At 62.6% G+C, this 16,414-nt stretch carries 12 protein-coding genes; 4 read left to right on the top strand and 8 right to left on the bottom strand.

Annotated elements, in window-relative coordinates; translation table 11 throughout:
- The first annotated feature begins 2 nt into the window (after nucleotides 1-2).
- The 4 genes from J2S97_RS09920 (at nucleotide 3) to J2S97_RS09905 (ending at nucleotide 2,897) form a co-directional block, all read left to right on the top strand.
- Nucleotides 3-1,358 carry an APC family permease gene (locus J2S97_RS09920; RefSeq protein ID WP_307048871.1) on the top strand — a complete coding sequence of 452 codons (1,356 nt, stop codon included), beginning with the start codon at nucleotides 3-5 and terminating at the stop codon, nucleotides 1,356-1,358.
- Nucleotides 1,359-1,417: 59 nt separating this feature from the next.
- The gene (locus tag J2S97_RS09915; RefSeq protein WP_307048869.1) at nucleotides 1,418-2,197 is read left to right on the top strand and encodes a carbon-nitrogen hydrolase family protein; all 780 of its coding nucleotides are present in this window, start codon (nucleotides 1,418-1,420) and stop codon (nucleotides 2,195-2,197) included.
- A 100-nt stretch (nucleotides 2,198-2,297) separates the two neighbouring features.
- Nucleotides 2,298-2,546, top strand: coding sequence for a toxin HicA (locus J2S97_RS09910; RefSeq protein WP_307048867.1), 249 nt, complete (start codon nucleotides 2,298-2,300; stop codon nucleotides 2,544-2,546).
- On the top strand, nucleotides 2,547-2,897 hold the full coding sequence (locus tag J2S97_RS09905) for a type II toxin-antitoxin system HicB family antitoxin (protein ID WP_307048864.1): 351 nt from the start codon (nucleotides 2,547-2,549) through the stop codon (nucleotides 2,895-2,897).
- Between the two features lie 347 nt (nucleotides 2,898-3,244).
- Here the strand turns inward: J2S97_RS09905 and J2S97_RS09900 are convergent, their stop codons facing one another.
- The 8 genes from J2S97_RS09900 to J2S97_RS09865 all read right to left on the bottom strand — a co-directional run bounded on the left by J2S97_RS09900 (nucleotide 3,245) and on the right by J2S97_RS09865 (nucleotide 16,358).
- Nucleotides 3,245-6,541 (bottom strand): UvrD-helicase domain-containing protein, encoded by a 3,297-nt coding sequence (locus tag J2S97_RS09900; protein WP_307048861.1) that lies wholly within the window; start codon nucleotides 6,539-6,541, stop codon nucleotides 3,245-3,247.
- Nucleotides 6,538-9,378, bottom strand: a complete 2,841-nt coding sequence (locus J2S97_RS09895) for a PD-(D/E)XK nuclease family protein (protein WP_307048860.1) — start codon at nucleotides 9,376-9,378, stop codon at nucleotides 6,538-6,540. Before J2S97_RS09895 ends, J2S97_RS09900 begins: the two co-directional genes overlap by 4 nt.
- A gap of 57 nt (nucleotides 9,379-9,435) precedes the next feature.
- The gene (locus J2S97_RS09890) at nucleotides 9,436-10,023 is read right to left on the bottom strand and encodes a hypothetical protein (RefSeq protein WP_307048858.1); all 588 of its coding nucleotides are present in this window, start codon (nucleotides 10,021-10,023) and stop codon (nucleotides 9,436-9,438) included.
- On the bottom strand, nucleotides 10,023-10,562 hold the full coding sequence (locus J2S97_RS09885) for a hypothetical protein (protein ID WP_307048856.1): 540 nt from the start codon (nucleotides 10,560-10,562) through the stop codon (nucleotides 10,023-10,025). The genes J2S97_RS09890 and J2S97_RS09885 overlap by 1 nt, the downstream gene beginning before the upstream one ends.
- Nucleotides 10,563-10,609: 47 nt before the next feature.
- Nucleotides 10,610-13,222: a sigma-70 family RNA polymerase sigma factor gene (locus J2S97_RS09880; RefSeq protein WP_307048854.1), complete on the bottom strand. Its 2,613-nt coding sequence runs from the start codon at nucleotides 13,220-13,222 to the stop codon at nucleotides 10,610-10,612.
- Nucleotides 13,223-13,302: 80 nt separating this feature from the next.
- Complete coding sequence (locus J2S97_RS09875) at nucleotides 13,303-14,988, bottom strand: nuclease-related domain-containing DEAD/DEAH box helicase (protein ID WP_307048852.1); 1,686 nt, start codon at nucleotides 14,986-14,988, stop codon at nucleotides 13,303-13,305.
- Nucleotides 14,985-15,551, bottom strand: coding sequence for a hypothetical protein (locus J2S97_RS09870; protein ID WP_307048850.1), 567 nt, complete (start codon nucleotides 15,549-15,551; stop codon nucleotides 14,985-14,987). The genes J2S97_RS09875 and J2S97_RS09870 overlap by 4 nt, the downstream gene beginning before the upstream one ends.
- A gap of 567 nt (nucleotides 15,552-16,118) precedes the next feature.
- On the bottom strand, nucleotides 16,119-16,358 hold the full coding sequence (locus J2S97_RS09865; RefSeq protein ID WP_307048848.1) for a hypothetical protein: 240 nt from the start codon (nucleotides 16,356-16,358) through the stop codon (nucleotides 16,119-16,121).
- Nucleotides 16,359-16,414: the final 56 nt, after the last annotated feature.

The following is a 16,414-nucleotide window of genomic DNA, read 5'->3' as shown; positions in this document are numbered from 1 at the left end:
CCGTGACAACTTCACCCACGCTCACCCGCACGCTGAAACTGCCCAGCCTGGTCCTGTTCGGCCTGGCGTACCTGACCCCGCTGATCGTCCTGGGGATCTTCGGCATCATCGCCGAAACCACCGGCGGGGCATCGCCGGCCGCCTACCTGGTGGCCATGGTCGCCATGCTGTTCACGGCCCACAGCTATGGCCGGATGGCCATCGCGTACCCCGTGGCCGGTTCCGCCTACACCTACGTCCGCCGGTCCATCGATCCAAGGGTGGGGTTCCTGGTGGGCTGGGCCATCCTGCTGGACTACCTCTTCCTGCCCATGGTCATCTGGCTCATCGGCGGCTCCTACCTGACGGCACAGTTCCCCGGGATTCCCATCGGACTCTGGATCGTGGGCTTCATCCTCATCACCACACTGCTGAACATCCTGGGCATCAAGGTGGCGGACAAGGCCAACTACGTGCTGATGGCATTCCAGCTGCTGGTCATCGTGTTCTTTGTGGTGCTCTCCATCGGCAACGTGGTGTCCACCTCCGGCGCCGGCGGCCTGGCCAGCACCCAGCCGTTCTTCAACGACACCTCCAGCCTCGCCACCATCTCCGCCGGCGCCGCCATTGCCGCCTACTCGTTCCTGGGGTTCGACGCCGTCACCACCCTCACCGAGGAGACCATCAACCCGCGCAAGAACATGCCCCGCGCCATCATGCTCATCGCCCTGATCGGCGGCGGCATCTTCGTGGCCGTGTCCTACGTGACTCAGCTGGTCCACCCGGGCGGAGTGTTCGAGGACTCGGCCTCCGCGGCCAGCTCCATCGCCCTGCAGATCGGCGGGCAGCTGTTCGGGGCCGTGTTCCTCGCCGGACTGGTGGTGGCGCAGTTCGCCTCCGGCCTCGCGGCGCAGGCCAGCGCCTCCCGCCTGCTGTACGCGATGGGCCGGGACTCGGTCTTGCCCAAGGCGGTGTTCGGCCGGCTCAGCGCCAAGTTCCACACCCCGGTGGTGAACCTGATCGTCACCGGCATCATCGGACTGATCGCGATCTTCCTGGATGTGGCCACCTCCACCTCGTTCATCAACTTCGGCGCCTTCACCGCCTTCACCCTGGTCAATGCATCGGTGGTGTTCCACTACGTTCGCCAGCGCCGTGCGGGGCACCAGCTGAACCCCGTGTCCTACGTGGTGGTCCCGGTGGTGGGGGCCATCATCTGCGCCTACCTGCTCTCCCAGCTGGACAGCAACGCGATTACGCTGGGAGTGTCCTGGCTGGTGCTGGGCGTGGTGGTCCTGGCCCTGATCACGCGCGGTTTCAAGGCGGCGCCGCCGGAAATGACGGCGACGGAAAAGGCGACGGTTGAGGCGGCCGCCTGAGCCGGTGTCTCGGGCCGGGGCCTGACCCGGGCAGGGCTGACGGAAGGGAAGGAACAACTGTGAGGATAGCGCTCGGGCAGCTGGAGTCGGGCACCGACATCCAGGCCAACCTCGCCGCGATCGACCGGTTCGCCGCCGAGGCCGCGCTCGACGGCGCCACGCTGGTCGCCTTCCCGGAGTACGCCACCTATGAGAAGAAGAAGGTGGACGCCACATTCCCGGAGATGGCCGAGCCGTTGGACGGTCCCGTCTGCCAGGAACTCGCCGGTATCGCCCGCCGCCACGGCATCGCGCTGGTGGCGGGCGTGGTGGAAACCTCGGAGGAGTCGGGCAAGGCCTACAACACGTTGGTGGCATTCGGGCCCGACGGCGACCGGCTGGCCGTCTACCGGAAGATCCACCTCTTCGACGCGCAGGGCTTCGGGGAGTCGACGTTCATCAAGCCGGGTCCGTCGACCAGCCCGGTGGTGTTCGAGCACGGGGGAGCGCGCTTCGGCCTGATGACCTGCTACGACCTGCGGTTCCCGGAGCTGGCCAGGTCACTGGCCGACGCCGGCGCCCAGGTGCTGCTGGTCTGCTCGTCGTGGGTGCCGGGCACCCACAAGACCGAGCAGTGGCTGGCGCTGAACGCGGCGCGCGCCATCGAGAACAGCGTTTATGTGGCAGGGGTGTGCCAGGCTCCGCCGGTCTCGGTGGGGCGGAGCGTGCTGGTTGATCCTATGGGAGTTGTGGAAGCCGATCTCGGACTGGAGCCTGGAGTGCGGGCGGTGGATGTCTCTCTTGAGACGGTGTCACGGGTGCGGGGGCTGTTCCCGATGTTCCGGCAAAGGCGGCTGTAAGTAACTGCCGTCAGCCCTATGGGAGGCGGCGCGGGCATCATCCACCAATCGGCCAAGGGCACCTTGAAAATCTGGTGCCAAAAGTGGCACCATGGGTTGTGTGGCAAGCATCGACAAGATCGAAAAGCAAGCTAGAAACTCACCTGAGAACGTCTCCTACAGCGACATGCTCAAACTTTGCACTCACTATTTTGGCGAACCTAGGTCAGGTTCTGGGAGCCACAATGCAGTATTCAGGATGCCCTGGGCCGGGGATCCCAGAATCAATCTGCAGAACAAGCATGGCAAGGCCAAGCCGTACCAGGTGAAGCAAGCCATAGCCGCTATCGATCGCAGTAAGGAGAAGTAGATGTCCACTCGAAAAGCAACTGTTCCATCCCCGGTTGCGCAGTACCGATACTCGGTGCAGTGGTCGCCGGAGGACCAGGAGTTCGTTGCCACTGTTTTTGAGTTCCCTTCGCTGTCGTGGCTGGACGAGGATCAGTTCGAGGCTCTCCGCGGTGTTGAACGATTGGTTTCCGATGTCATCAAGGAACTTAAACAGTCCGGCGAACCCGTGCCGCAACCAATAGCGACCCAAACGTTTAGCGGCAGGCTTAACCTCCGGGTACCCCCCGAGCTTCACCGGAGGCTGGCGATTGAGGCCGCCAATCACGGAGTGCCGCTGAACAAATACGCCACTGAGCTGCTGACGGCCTAAGGGAAGCTCTTTTTACAAAAAGCGCTCAGCGCTGAGAACTTTTTGTAATTGTCTGAATTGTCCGCGGTGGCGGCTACTTTGTCGGTATGGCTGAATCAGGAAAGACAAGGAAAGCTACTGCGACAAGAAGTTGCCCGATTTGCGGGCACGAATCCTGGCGCATCATCTACGGCATGGTCATGCGTGACACAGTCGAGCAAAACCCGAAGGCGGAATTTGCTGGTTGCGTCATGATGGATGAACAGCGTATCTATCCCGCGACTGGCCACGTTGAGTGGGGCTTGCCGAAGTGGGCTTGCCAGAGTGCCGAGTGCCGGCACCGCTGGTGGTAGACGGCACCCGGCAATCTATAAGTCGTCGTCGGCTTTACTCTGCCGAGACTGACGCAGGACCTCGGCTTCCCCTGCCCGGCAGAAAATCAACACGAGTTCGCTTACAGTCTGTCCCGTGATGCGCTCCACCATGCGGGCGTAGGTAGAAAGCTGGCGCCAGTATGAGCTCAACCTCTCCTGCGTGACGCTGATGTCTGTCTTGAAATCGGCGATCACGAACGTCCCATTGTCCTCGCGGTACATCAGGTCGATGATGCCCTCCAATGTCATGCCGTCGACGGACGTGACAACGGGCAGCTCCAGCCAATGCTCCCTGCCAGCCGCGCGCTGAACAGGCGTGCTCCTCAGGGCTGAGCGGGCCCGGTCTGCGAGGCCGGCGGGATCTTCGAGGCCGGCTGCGCCGCCGATACTCCCGGCCAGCGAACCGAAGTTCTCGGTCTCCTGCAGGTCGCTCAGTTCCAACAGCCGGTGCAGGGCGGTGCCGAAGTCCGTGCCATGCTCCCCGCCAGGCTCAGCGAACGACGGCATCTTTCCGGCCTCTTCCAGGCTCACAAACCGTGCTGCCCCATCCGTTTCTATTCCTGCCAGTCCGTTTTCCGTGCCCTTTGCAATCGCGGTGACAGAAGTGGACGACGCCATTGCGGAGGCCCTATGCCACGTCTCGCGTTCCTGCTGCCAGGCGGAGAACGTTTCTACTGGCCGGACGTCTCGGGTTACTTTCGCCTGTCCTGGCATGTCCTCCGGAATTTCCAGATCCGGTGCTGAACTTGCCTCGGCTGCATCCTTGAGGAACTGGCCCAGGCTGTTCTTGGCGTTCACGTAGTGGGAGACCACGAGGTGGCTTTCCGCACGCGTGCAGGCGACGTAGAGCAGGCGGCGGCGCTCGGCGTCGTCGAACTGCTTCTCGACTTCCTCCGCCGTGCCATATCCAGCCGACCGGATGTCACTAATGAAGTGCACTTGGAGTTGTGCGCTTTGATCCCAAAGAGCTGCGGCCTTCTGGTTGTTAGGGCCTGATCCGGTGCCGGCCAGAATCACCATGGGGAATTCCAGGCCCTTGGAGGCATGGATGGTCATGATCCGTACGGCCTGGACGTCGGTTTCAGGCACCACAGCTTCCTTGACCCGCGAATTCTCCTCCTGCTGCACGCCGGCCCACACGAGGTAGTCGCGCAGGCCGCCATGCGTGGCTTCCGTCCAAGCCCGGGCCTGGTCTATGACGAAGCGGAGCCTGCGCCAGACGTCGCGGTAGCGGGGGGCGTCAATTGCCGCCTCCAGCATGCGCCGGTCGGTAACAAGCCGTTCCATAAGTTCAGCGGGCGTCAGCACCTCGATGTCACGGCACAGGGCCGCAAGGTACTGAAGGGAGTGCGCGACGGGTGAGTCGTTGGCCGCGTCCGGCGCGGGGGAGAAGATGTTCCATCGGCCTCCGGCCTGCTTCCATTCGAACAGTTCATCATCGCCGCAGCCGAACACCGCCGACCGAAGGGTCAGCACAAGCGCAGCTTCGTCCGCCGTATTTGCGATTGCCCGCAACGCGAGCAGCAGGTCGGTGACCTCCTGTGTCGAGTAGACCAGGGACGATGCTTCGGCCCGGTACTCAATGCCGGCGTCGTCCAGCGCATCCTCCAGGGCGGCAAGGGACGTGCGGGTGGGGATCAGGACGCAAATGTCCTTCAGCTGAATCGGGGAGGAGTCGAAACCGCCGGACCGTTTGCTTTGTTTTTGCCAGGCCGGCAACCCTGCGGTGCCGGTCGCGATTCTAATCGCGGCAGCAACATCGGCTGCCTCCTGCCGGCGCATGTCGTCAGCGGAGACCTTTCCCGATTCGCTGGGCTGAGCGCCCGCGCGGCCGATGACTGAGACAGCCGGGCCGTGTTCGTCGCTCCACTCCGGGCGCAGGGGATCGGGCGTCAGCGGGCGGTACTCAGGCTGAATGGTGCCGCTCGGCGTAATGAGCTGCCCGAACGTGGCATTGATCCACTCGAGGAGGCTTCCGGTTGACCGGAAGTTGGTCTGGAGCGACGCGATTTTCGAATTTTGGTCGTCGGAGAAGCGCTGCTGGGCACCCAAGTAGGTGGCGATGTCGGCCCGGCGGAAACGGTAGATGGACTGCTTCGGATCGCCGACGGTGAACAGCCGGCCCGGAGGGATGCTTAGCTGCTCCCAGCCATCGGGTCCGCAGACTTCTTCGGCTGTAATCCGGGTTGCCAGCTCGGCCTGGATCGGGTCCGTGTCCTGGAACTCGTCCAGCATGATGCAGCGGTAGCGATTGTGGAGGGCCGCATGGACGGCTTGTTTGTCATCGCCGACGAGGAGGTCGCGGGCATGGATGAGGAGGTCATGATACTCGAGTTCACCGCTGTGCTGGCGTTCGCGTGCAGCCTGAACGAGTACTTCAGCCATGGCGGCCGTGACCGTTTCGACGGCAGGTTGGACGAAGCTGTTGCGCAGGGCTGTCGCCTGTTCGGCCAGGTCCTTGCAGGAGCTCCTTACGTCGGCGACGTTGACGGACCAGTTGCCTTTTTGTCCGCCGCTGAGGCCCTTCTGCGGAACAGAATGCAGGAGCTCTAGGACGAGGCCGAGCTCGCCGGTTTCGGCCTCGGCCAGGCGGCCGTGCCAGCTCTTGATGTGTTCGAATGCGGTGAGTAGCTTGTCGGCGGGGTCCGTGCAGTGGTCAGCGTGTGCGAGGACTTCGGAAGTCTGGCGCAGGAGCGGGCCCAGGTTCACCGCGGGGATATGGCGCTTCCGGGGAGGGTGGCTCTCCAACCGGTCCCAGTTGGCGTCCAGGTCGGCCGCCACGTTCTGCAGGTGGTCCAAGGAAACGCCGACGGCGAGGAGGATGCGGAGGGCGTCGTCGATGGACGGGTCGGTGAAGAGTTTCTGCCGGGCCGCTTCCCATCGTCGTGTGAACGCAATCTGGGACCGCAGCTCGTCCACCACTGTGATCAGGGGCGGAACCCCGGCCTCTATCGGGTGTTCGCTGATGATCCGCGCCGCAAAAGAGTGGATGGTGCCGATGGGAGCAGTGTCCAGCTGGTCCAGTGCCCGCCGGCGCAGCTCCGTGGGGCTTGCTTCGTTCAGCTGCCGGCGGACCCGTTCCCGCAGCTCACCCGCCGCTTTCTCCGTGAAGGTGATGGCGGCGACGCTCTTCAGTTCCACTCCGGCGTCCACCATTGCGCAGATGCGCTCCACAAGTTCGTGAGTCTTGCCGCTGCCCGCGCCCGCTTCGACGAAAATATTAGCTTCGAGCTCTTGCTCGATCAGCGTGCGGTCGGTCTGGTCTACGAGTTCCAGGACTTCGGTTTTCATTTCTCCGCCTTCAGAAGCTGGGCATAGGGCTGAAGTTCGTGGGCGTTTTGAAGCTTTAGCCACTGCTGGCCAAGCTCCTGGGCCCCCATCATGGTGGTGAAGTTGACATAGCGGTCAGACTCGGGCCGAGGGGGAAATATCCCGTTCCGCAGTGCCGACATGATGAGGCCCGCGTCCGTGCGCAGCTGCTCAATGACGTCGTCAGTCACGTCGTAGCCGATTTTGGCGAAGTCGCCGGCCTTGGAGATGAACCAGTACTCGGCCGCGACAGGCGACTGAGGGTCCTCGAGCGTCCGTGCAAACAGGCCGTAGACCGGAAGCTGGTACCGGGTGCCCTCTGCGGTGGGATGGTTTCTGAGCGGCTTGAATTTGTCGGCCTTGCCAGTCTTGTAATCGATGACCTTGACGGTGCCGTCGACATTCCAGTCGATCCGGTCCACCTTTCCCCGGAACCGGACCACAGTGCCATCGTTAAGGGTCAGCTCGACCGGCGGATAGCTGTCGGTGTCCTCCGGCCCGAAGCTGGCCTCTTCCGCGAGGTAGCTCCAGCCTTCGGCGGACCTTGCATCATCCTCAGCCAAGACCCGCTCCAGGTCTTGGCGGATCATGGCCTGGTTACGTTCCCAGACGTGACTGAGCCACGCCGGGTTGGCGAATTCCGCAAAGGCGGTGTCGGCCATTTCCCTGAGGCGGCTCGAGGATGGCGGAAGCCCTTCTTGTGTGATGCTGCGGACGTAGTCTTCCAGCACCTGGTGAACGAGGATGCCCCGCTGCTGTGGCGAAATCTGAACCTCCAGTTCGACGTCCTCCAAAATGCTCACCTTAAGAACATGCTTCAGGAAGTAGCTGAACGGACTTGTCACCCAGTCCTCGAGACGGGTCGGGGACAACGCCTTGCCGGAGTCAACGATGGTTCCGGCGTGGGCGCCGAGGTTGCCGTTGAACCTGGAGAAAATGCCATCGCGCCGGTCCCGGGTGGCGGCGAGTGCGCGCTGCAACGAAGCATCTTCGCTAAACGCCGCTGCGCGGTCAGCAGCTGTGAGAATGTGGCGCATCCTCCACTCCTGGGCAGTCGGCGGGAGCGCGGCCGATGTCGGGGCGCCGTTCTCGATGCCATGGGCGAAAGACTGAAGTTGTACATTAGGCTTCGCGGTGATCCACCGGGAAATCTGGTAACTGCCAGATCCGCGCAGATCGCCTCGAGGGCTGGTGATAATCCGCTCGGATCCGGCAGCGAGGGCAGCGAAGAACTGTTCCCTGCTGGCTTCTGCACGCTGCTCCACAGTGGGCAAGTTGCCGCCAAGAATGGCCCGGACGCTGTCCGGAAGAAGGGGGTTCTCCCTGATCCTTGCCGGCGCCAGCCCTTCCGCCGCGCCAAGCAGGAACAGGTAGTCCACGTCCCTGGCTATGGCGTCTGCGTAGCTGCCGATGACGACGCCGGTGCCGCTTTTCCCGGTCCAGCCGCCTTGCGAGGCTATAGCGTCTTCTATTGCACTCCGGACGAGCGAAGGGTGAGGTGGCGGTCCGACGCGGTCGAGGTGCCGGAGCTCCAAGGCGGCCTGAATCAAGGCTTCACGGGCAGCAGCCTTTTCTGGCCGTTCGGTGGTTGTTCGGGGGCCCATGAAGCTTTCAAGGAGTAGGACTAGCCCGGCTGACGCCTCGCCCCAGGTCCCAGAAGTGTGGATCTGACCAAGCCGGGCCGCAAGTTCTGCCACAAAAGCTCGCAACGTTCCGAGCTGCTCCCGTTGAGTGGCCCGGGTGGTGGATCCCTTTTCACCGGTGCCTTTACCGGCGTCGTCTTCGGCCGGGGGACTGGCATGAAGCCTTTCGCAGACGGCGCTGCTGGGTAGCTTCCCTCCCTGCCAGACGAATGTTCCTTCGGCATGGATGTTCAGGACGGCCCGCATGTCCGGATCCTGCGGGTCGAGTTTAAGCAGTTGAAGGAGGCCGCGCGCGAGCGGCGAGTCCGCGAGACGGTGGGCCGCCGGACCGACGAAGGTAATACCCGTCTGCTCGAGGCGCTGGGTCAACAAAGAGGCGTACGGCTCTGAGGCTGAGTGGAATATCCCGATACGGTGGCCGGGTGTGCCTGCGGCCAGCCTCTCGACGACAAGGCGGACGACGGCGCGGACTTCGTCGTCAGCGTCGGAGGCCGTCATGAGGGTTGTGCGGTCATCCCCGGTAGTTGACGCAGTGATGCCTAGCATTCCGGCCTCTTCGAGGTTCCTTCTGAAGGAAGACTCGAAGGGACGCATTTCTGTGCCCAGCATGAAGCCTATGACGGTGCCAAGCCGTCGCATCGCCGCTGTGGTTCCAAGTTTGCGGCCAGCGAGAGTGAAGGCTTCATGGTCTGTGTACCAATGCGAGCCCAGCGCTTCCTTAGCCTTCCAGTGGACCCGAAGCACTTCATGCGTGAGCTCTGGGAGTGCTGGGTCGGACGGGTTAGGTACGGCGTCCAGCAGCTCCGCCGTCTTGGCGATGGCGCGGGCTGTGGCGGGCTGTTCGGCAACGTCTTTGAAGAGACCTGGATTGTCAAACAAGATCTTGCTGACGGCTCCAAGTCTGACGACCGGCTGGAGCGGGCGTTTTCCATCAATTGCGTTGTCGTCGGCGATGAGTTCAGTTGCCAGATCCTTCAGCGTGAGTGCCTTGATGCCCGCACTTCCTGCACCCTCGTTGAGACTCCTGCCTAGGAAACGGGTCACGTCCCGCCCGGAAGCATGGGACGGGACCAAAACGGTGACAGGAGCGAGCGGATTCGCGGTTTGGGCCCGGCTGATCACTACTGCAAGCTCGGCAAGAGCATCGCTCACCGACGGAAAAGTACTGCAGGTCATGCTGTCCCCCTCATCCTGACATTTCACACAACATAGCAACGGGTACCGACAAAACTGCTACGACGGTGCCGCGCCGCTGTCCCTGCCTGCCTCTGCGGCGGCTGCAAGCAGACGGTCGAAGCTGGTTATTCCGTAATCAGGAGGCGTGACGGTGACGACGACGCGCGTTGTCCGGACCACGTTGTCCGCACGCTTCACCACTGGATTCCGGGCCGGCACTGGCGGTTGCTCACCGATTGCCTGGAGCTCCAGCCCGGGAACACCGTTGACGAGCAGCGGGAGGGGCTTGCCGTTTTCGATAAGTGCCCTGAACTGTTGAGACGATAGCCGGTGAGAAGTATTTCCCGTCAGCCCCACGACTATGTCGTTCACTCTTGCGGTGATGCCGTCCAGGAATTTTCGTTCGGCGGAGGCTTTTCCCTTGATGGACAGAGCCGTGAATACGATGGCGAAGACGGCGGTAAACAGAGTCAATGCTCCGAAACTTCTGAGTCCGGGCAAGAAGATCATGAGGATGAGGCACAGCACCGCACCGATCAGGGCGAAGCCGATGAACATGTTTCCGCCGTCCTGAGCCGGCCGGCCGCTCCACTGGTCGGAGGTGAAGCTGCTGATGTCGCGCCGCTCCGGCTGGGCATTAGGCATCATTGCTCTCGTTTCGCTTCGAGTAAGGCCTCGGCCAAGATGATTGCGTGCCGTGCATCCTGGAGGTCGTTGCGCAGACTCGGGTCCGGGGTTGCCACTGCAGCTGCGTCCGCCGTCCCTGCAAGTTCTCCGATCGCCCTGCTGAGGTTTTCGCGCTCCTGCGTGAGCATCCGCGACGACGTCAGCTTCATTTTGCTCTTCTCGAGGCCGGCCAGGGATTTGTTGATCTCGTCGCGGCGGGTGCGGACCACAGCTAACCGGTTGCCGACCCGCTGTGTGCGGTTCCTGAAGAGAGGTTCCATCTTCAGCGCAATCTCGTGGAGCTCCATTACGGCAGCCTCTCGCTCGGGGCGCCCGGCAAAGTCCGCCAAGAGGCCCGCACAGCGGCTGAGCCGGTCCTCCCAAAGCTGAAGGCCGGTGTTGTTCTGCCGAAACAGCAGAGTCAGGATCTCAAAGGTTTTGTCCAGGCCGTTGCGTCGCACCATGAGTTTGGCGCTGGCGGCATCGAGGCGTCCGATGAACTCCTTATAGTTGTCCACTTTTGCTGTATTCTTGGCTGACCACGCTGGCTTCCTGGGCACCGACATCAGTCTGAGCCCGACTCGGCGCCATCGTTCCCGGCCACGCTGCCCTCGCTGTGGTCGCGAAGGGACAGGTATTCCCTCAGTACCTGAGACCTCGAGGGATGACGCAGCTTCTTCATCGTCTTGGATTCGATCTGGCGGATACGTTCGCGGGTGACGCCGTAGACCCTTCCAATCGCATCCAGCGTCTTTTCTTCGCCGTCTTTGAGCCCGAAACGCATCGCAATGACCGCTACTTCCCGCTCGGCGAGCGTGTCAAGTATTGCGTAGAGCTGGGCCTTAAGCTGTTGCTTCTCAATGCGGTCCACGACGTCCACATCCATCGGGTCCACTAGCTGGTCTGCCAGCGGCTCCAGTCCGCCCTTGCCGTCGGGAACCAAATAGTCCAGAGAATGAGCCGGCCGGTCAAGACTCAGGAGATACTCCACCTTGTCTGCTGACTGGCTAGTGAGCTGTCCGAGCTCCGCATACGTCGGCGTAATTCCCTGCACAGCCGCTCCGCGCTGAGCGGCCAGGACTTTTTGCACCTGCTCCACCATGTGAACAGGCAGTCGGATCATGCGCCCTTGATCGGCCAGGCCCCGCGTGACGGCTTGGCGAATCCACCAGGTCGCATACGTCGAAAACTTGTAGCCGAGGGTGTAATCGAACTTGCACACCGCCCGGTGAAGGCCGATGTTGCCCTCCTGAATCAGGTCCAGGAAATCCATGCCCTGGTTCATGTAACGCTTGGCGATGGACACCACGAGCCGAAGGTTTGCCTCGAGAAGTGCGTGGGCTGCGCGGTCACCCAAGAGTGCCATCTCGCGGAGTTCCCGGGATTCCCGACGGCCGCGGGGAGCACCGTCCGCCAGAAGGTGCGAAGCGTACAGGCCGGCTTCAATCTCCTGAGCGAGCTCCACTTCCTGCTCCGCCGTCAGAAGGTCAGCGCGGCCTGCTCGACGCAGGTAGTCCTGCACGGCGTCCTCGCTGAAGCCTTCCAGACCGGCAAGTTCTTCCGGCCAGTCCGGATCTTCCAGATCAAAGTGCGTGGGCTCGGTGTCGTCCAGTTCGTCCCCGCCGGACGCCGGCATGAAGACGTCCGGTTCCGGGGCATGCAGAATATCCTCGTCAGCCTGATCCCCCGGACCAGTTGGGACATCGTCCCCGGACGGCGCTCCGGTCTCTCCCGAACCCGGGGGCACAGGTACGCCCTCGCCACCCAGCAGGTCCTCAACATCTGCCTCGCTGAGGAGGAACTCCTGCAGCCGGTCCAGGTCGGTCTTGATGTCGAAGAACTCTACGTTGCGCGCGAACGGCAGCACCTTGCCGAGGAAATCCTCGCCCTGGACGTTGGGGTCCTCAACGGTGCCGGTGGAGTAGAGGACCACGAGCCGTCCGGCGCGGCCGTCCGCCTTCTTGCGGATGACTCGGCCAAGCCGCTGCACCATCTGGCGCTGGCTCCGGTTGGCCGCCACGATGATTCCGAGGTCGGCTTCCGGAACGTCGATGCCTTCATCGAGGAGCCGGGGCGCCGCAAGTATCTGGGAGGCGCCGCTGCGGAAATCCTCCATGCCCTGCTTGCGGTCGTCCTTAGCCATCCCGCTGAACAGCGCCGAGGCCTTGGAGCCCATGGCTGTGTACAGCTCCTGTGCCCGGCGGGCGGACTCCTGGGTCTGGGTGAAGACGAGGGTGCCGTGGGACTCATCAACCGTCTGCTTCAGAGCCGCGAGAGCGTGATACTTGGTCTTTGCCTCGGCCAGGAGGGCGAGCCGCGATGACATTGCCCGCATGTACTTGCGGGCAATCGTTGCCTCCCTGCTCGGTGAATCCGACCCCGCGAGGGTGGCCACCGCGGCGATGAACTGGTGAAAGGGCTTCCGGGGGATTCCGGCGTAGGACTCCAGGTTTCGGGCCGCGTCGGACATCGTGTTGGAAAATTCCTCGTAGTTGACCTGTTCGGAGGGCGTCAGGTCAACCCCGACCAGCGCGATGTCGAACGGCGCGATGACCTCATCCTTCAAAGCACGGTTATACCAGAGCGAGTAGATGACTCCACCGAAGTAGGGCGTCAGGAGGTTCTCGTGCTCACCGTCGGACCTTTCGTAAGTAGCCGTCAGCCCGAGACGCCAGGCGTACCCTTCCTGCAGTGCGCCGGTGAACATCGGTGCGGCGTAGCGGTGGCACTCGTCAGCGATGATCAGGCCGGCCTTGTGGCTGCGAAGGGTCTCGCGGTTGGACGCCGAATGGACAATCGCCACTAGGATGTCGACGTGGTCGAGGGAGTCGAGCCGGCCGTCGCCGAGTGCTCCGAGCCGTGCTTTCGGCAGGTCGCGCTGCAGTGACGCCAGCCATTGGCGCTGGAGTTCGGCCGTCGGCACGAGGATGAGTACCTTGATGCCTTGGCGGACTGCCTCGAACGCGGCGGCGATGCCGACGCGTGTCTTGCCGGAACCGGTGACAGCTTCCACTACGCCGCGGCGGGCATTCCCGTGCCACGCCTTCAATGCCTCCTGCTGCCACGCATACAGAAAGGCGTAGTCATAAGAAGCCGGCACTGACGCGGGCGCAGCCTGGGCCGGCACCTGCGGAAGCGACATGACCGGGCTTGTCCCGGCGTCGACCAGTTCTGGCATTTCATCCCCCATTGGACGGTTCTGAATCTAGTGACTGCAGACTATGCGGTGGCTCTGACAATTAACGTGAGCACCATCACCTAATGCTCTTGCAGCACCGGATTCCACGCCTGCGTCCGTGACAACGCCACCTTCAGCTCCCGGCCGCCGGCTTCCTCCAGCAACCCCGAATCACCAACAACGACCAGAAGGCTCCGTGCCCGGGACAACCCGACGTAGAGCTGCTCGGCAGCACGGTCCATGTCCTTGAAGCCGTTGACGCACAGCACCACCACGGACCGTTCCAGCCCCTTGAAGCCCAGGACGTGGCCGTAGAACTCTGCTTCGCCCGCGTGGAATTCGCGCCAGTAGTCTTCCGTGGCACCTCGCTCGTAGAAGTCCAGATGCACCGGGTGCCGCTCCTTGGTGGTCAGGAGGGCAATCTGGTTGTTGGCCCAGCCTTCGGCGATGAGGGCCTCTATGCAGTCGTCCGCGAGGCTGAGGGCCTCGTCGGTGGGGCAATCCACCACCCGGACCGGCAATCCCGTGCTGCCGCGGGGAGTGAAGTGCTCGCCGGCAAAGGGTCTGAACGTTTCGGCAATTTTGCGGGTGTTGCGGAGGTTCTCATCAATGTGGATGGGCACGAAGGTGGCCATAGGGCCGGAGGTGAGATCCGCCGTCGCGCCGCCCCACCGGCGGTAGACGTCCTGGCGGTCGTCCATGAAGGCGTAAACCTCGCCGCCGTCGGGGTCCTTCGTGCAGGCGAGCAGCGCGTCCCACCACAGCGGGGCGAAGTCCTGGGCTTCGTCGACGACGACGGCATCCAGCCGCTCGTGCGGCTCCATGGTTGCCGCCAGTTCCTTCAGCAGGCGGGGCATCTCCACATCGAAATAATCCTGCCCTGATCCGTCCGGAACCCCCAGCCCGCGCACGTATTCGTGGAACTCGCCGGTGAACACGGGCTTGGCCTGCCGCCAGGCGGAAACACGGTCCTGCAGATACTGCCCGAGCCCCTTGTTGTAGCAGAAGAGGCCGACGCGTTTGCCCTGCCTGCTGAGCAGGCGGGCCTTCTCCACGGCCAGCCAGGTCTTCCCGCTGCCGGCACCGCCGGTGAACCGGATCCGGGGGAGTGACCGGGTTGCTTGCAGCAGGACGGCCTGGCGCTCGGTGAGGTGGTCCTGGGCGTCTTCATCCTCCTGCGGATTGCCGGAATGCCCGACGGCGGCGTCCAGGTTTCCGCTCAGCTTGCGGACGATTCGCTCAAGGAAGGCCGGAGCCAGCGGGGAGGCCCCGCCACCTTCGTTTTCTATCGCCCGGCGGACAAGCTCGGCGGGGGCCTGGCTGTCGGTCTGGCCCAGGATGAGTGAGCGGGGGCAGCCAGCCATGGCCCAATCGTTGGGCACCTCCGTGTACGGCATGCTGACCATGTAGACGCAGCGGCTGCTCAGGCGTGAACCGAGCTGATTCTCGAGCCAGCTCTTGAGAGCATGAAGTGAGCTTTGTGACTGCGCCACCGGGCTCTGTATCTTGCGTTTGTTGCTGCGGTCCGACTGATACCACTGTCCGCCGGCGATGCTGACTTGGCCGCCTTTGACTTCGATGGCCGCCATGCCAACTCCGGGCCAGAGGACGAGCAGATCTATCTCGTATTCATTCCGGCCGTCGCGGATGTGCACGGAGTGGGCCAGGACAACGTCGTCCGGAAGGCTTCTCTTCAGTGCGTCCCAGACGGCCTTTTCCGCCAGCTGTCCCTCGCCGAACTCCGGCTCCTCCGGTATGCACCTCATCGTGCCCCGACCTTGGTGTCCTGGAAGGGGGCCAGCCCGAATTGAACACGAATGTCAGCCAGATCCCGCGTATTCCGGTCGATCTGCCTCATTTGGTCCTTTTCGATAATCGAGGAAAGGATGCGATTCGCGATCGCGAGACCCACCAGCACAAAGGACGCCCAGCCCGCGGCGACAATAAAGTCCGGCATGGTGAGGAAGGCGTTCTTCAGTGCGATGACGTTGTTAACGCTGCCCGTCAGGCCGTCCAGGATGTCATTCAGCGTGTCGGTTATTGGCTGGAAGAACGGTCCCGCAGACACTTCAGGGCTCTCAACCGTTGCGTCCCTCCCGACAGACCAGCGCGGATCCATAAGGTGGGCAAGGATGTAAAAGACCACCGCAAGGTTGGCTGCGGCAAAAGCCGCCGTGCCCGCCGTCAGGGCGGTGACCACCCTCGCTGCAATTTTCAGCGGAGCGGAAACGCGGCTTCCAACGAGGAACAGTAGGCCGATCACGGCAGCAATGATCCAAACAAGATTCTTGAACGTGCCTACGCTGGCTCCGCTGAGCAATTCCATCACGGGGTATCAATCTTTCCACTGCTGCACATTTGAACGCGCACGGTTCCTAAGCTCTGGACACCGCAGCGTGGTATTGATTCCCACGGAGTTCAGAAGTTGTTTCAGATCATATTTGTATCAGCGCGGACCGCCATTATTCGATTGACTGTTTCTCGGCTCCAAAAGTGTCCTGGACTGGTGCTTCCCCAGAGGCCCGAAGCACATCCCGGAATTACGGATCCGATGTCGTCTGAAAGGGTTCGGGCGCCTTAAGCGGATACCCCACCGGCGAAGCGGGTTCGGTGGAGTAAGCGAGTTGCCTGCAGCAGGACGGACAGGCGCTCCGTGAGGCAGTCCAGGGCTCCTTCGTCCTCCTTGGAGGTGGTGGCAGGTACGACGCCGATGTCCAGGTTTACGCCCAGCTTGTGGAGGATCCGCTGCAGGAAGGCCGGGGCCAGCGAGGCGGCACCTCCGCCTTCGTTTCGATGGCCTGACGCACAAGCTCGGCGGGCGACTTGCTGTCTGTCTGGTCGATGCGACAAGAACAGGGGCTTTGTTCGACCCATGAGGTCAGCGCCCTGCAAGTAGTCAACGGCGCTTTTCTCGGGCAATGAAGGCCAGCACTTTGTGAAGCTCATACAATTCCGTAACCAGCGTGTCGCGTCGGCCGCATGCCTTCAAAAGCACCATTCTTGCCTCCTCGGCACCACTCAAATGGAGCGAACGAAGCCCGGCCATGACTTGTTCGACTTGTTTTGCATTCAACCGGTGGTGCTGAAAGAACAGTTTGTTGTGCCCGGTATCAAAGACTTCATACCCATCTGCCATTTTGGTTCCTCTCAGAGCAATCCGAGGGATCTTCGCGAGGCCGCGGAAACATCGTG

Source organism: Arthrobacter oryzae (genome assembly GCF_030812315.1).
GTDB lineage: Bacteria > Actinomycetota > Actinomycetes > Actinomycetales > Micrococcaceae > Arthrobacter > Arthrobacter oryzae_B.
The sequence above is the reverse complement of the archived record's forward strand: the minus strand, read 5'-3'. Positions and strand labels throughout refer to the sequence as shown.

What these genes read in the sequence shown, in the direction of transcription:
- J2S97_RS09905 (WP_307048864.1), top strand. Translation starts at nt 2,547, where the DNA reads ATGTCCACTCGAAAAGCAACTGTTCCATCCCCGGTTGCGCAGTACCGA.
- J2S97_RS09900 (WP_307048861.1), bottom strand. Translation starts at nt 6,541, where the DNA reads ATGAAAACCGAAGTCCTGGAACTCGTAGACCAGACCGACCGCACGCTG.
- J2S97_RS09895 (WP_307048860.1), bottom strand. Translation starts at nt 9,378, where the DNA reads ATGACCTGCAGTACTTTTCCGTCGGTGAGCGATGCTCTTGCCGAGCTT.
- J2S97_RS09890 (WP_307048858.1), bottom strand. Translation starts at nt 10,023, where the DNA reads ATGCCTAATGCCCAGCCGGAGCGGCGCGACATCAGCAGCTTCACCTCC.
- J2S97_RS09880 (WP_307048854.1), bottom strand. Translation starts at nt 13,222, where the DNA reads ATGCCAGAACTGGTCGACGCCGGGACAAGCCCGGTCATGTCGCTTCCG.
- J2S97_RS09875 (WP_307048852.1), bottom strand. Translation starts at nt 14,988, where the DNA reads ATGAGGTGCATACCGGAGGAGCCGGAGTTCGGCGAGGGACAGCTGGCG.
- J2S97_RS09865 (WP_307048848.1), bottom strand. Translation starts at nt 16,358, where the DNA reads ATGGCAGATGGGTATGAAGTCTTTGATACCGGGCACAACAAACTGTTC.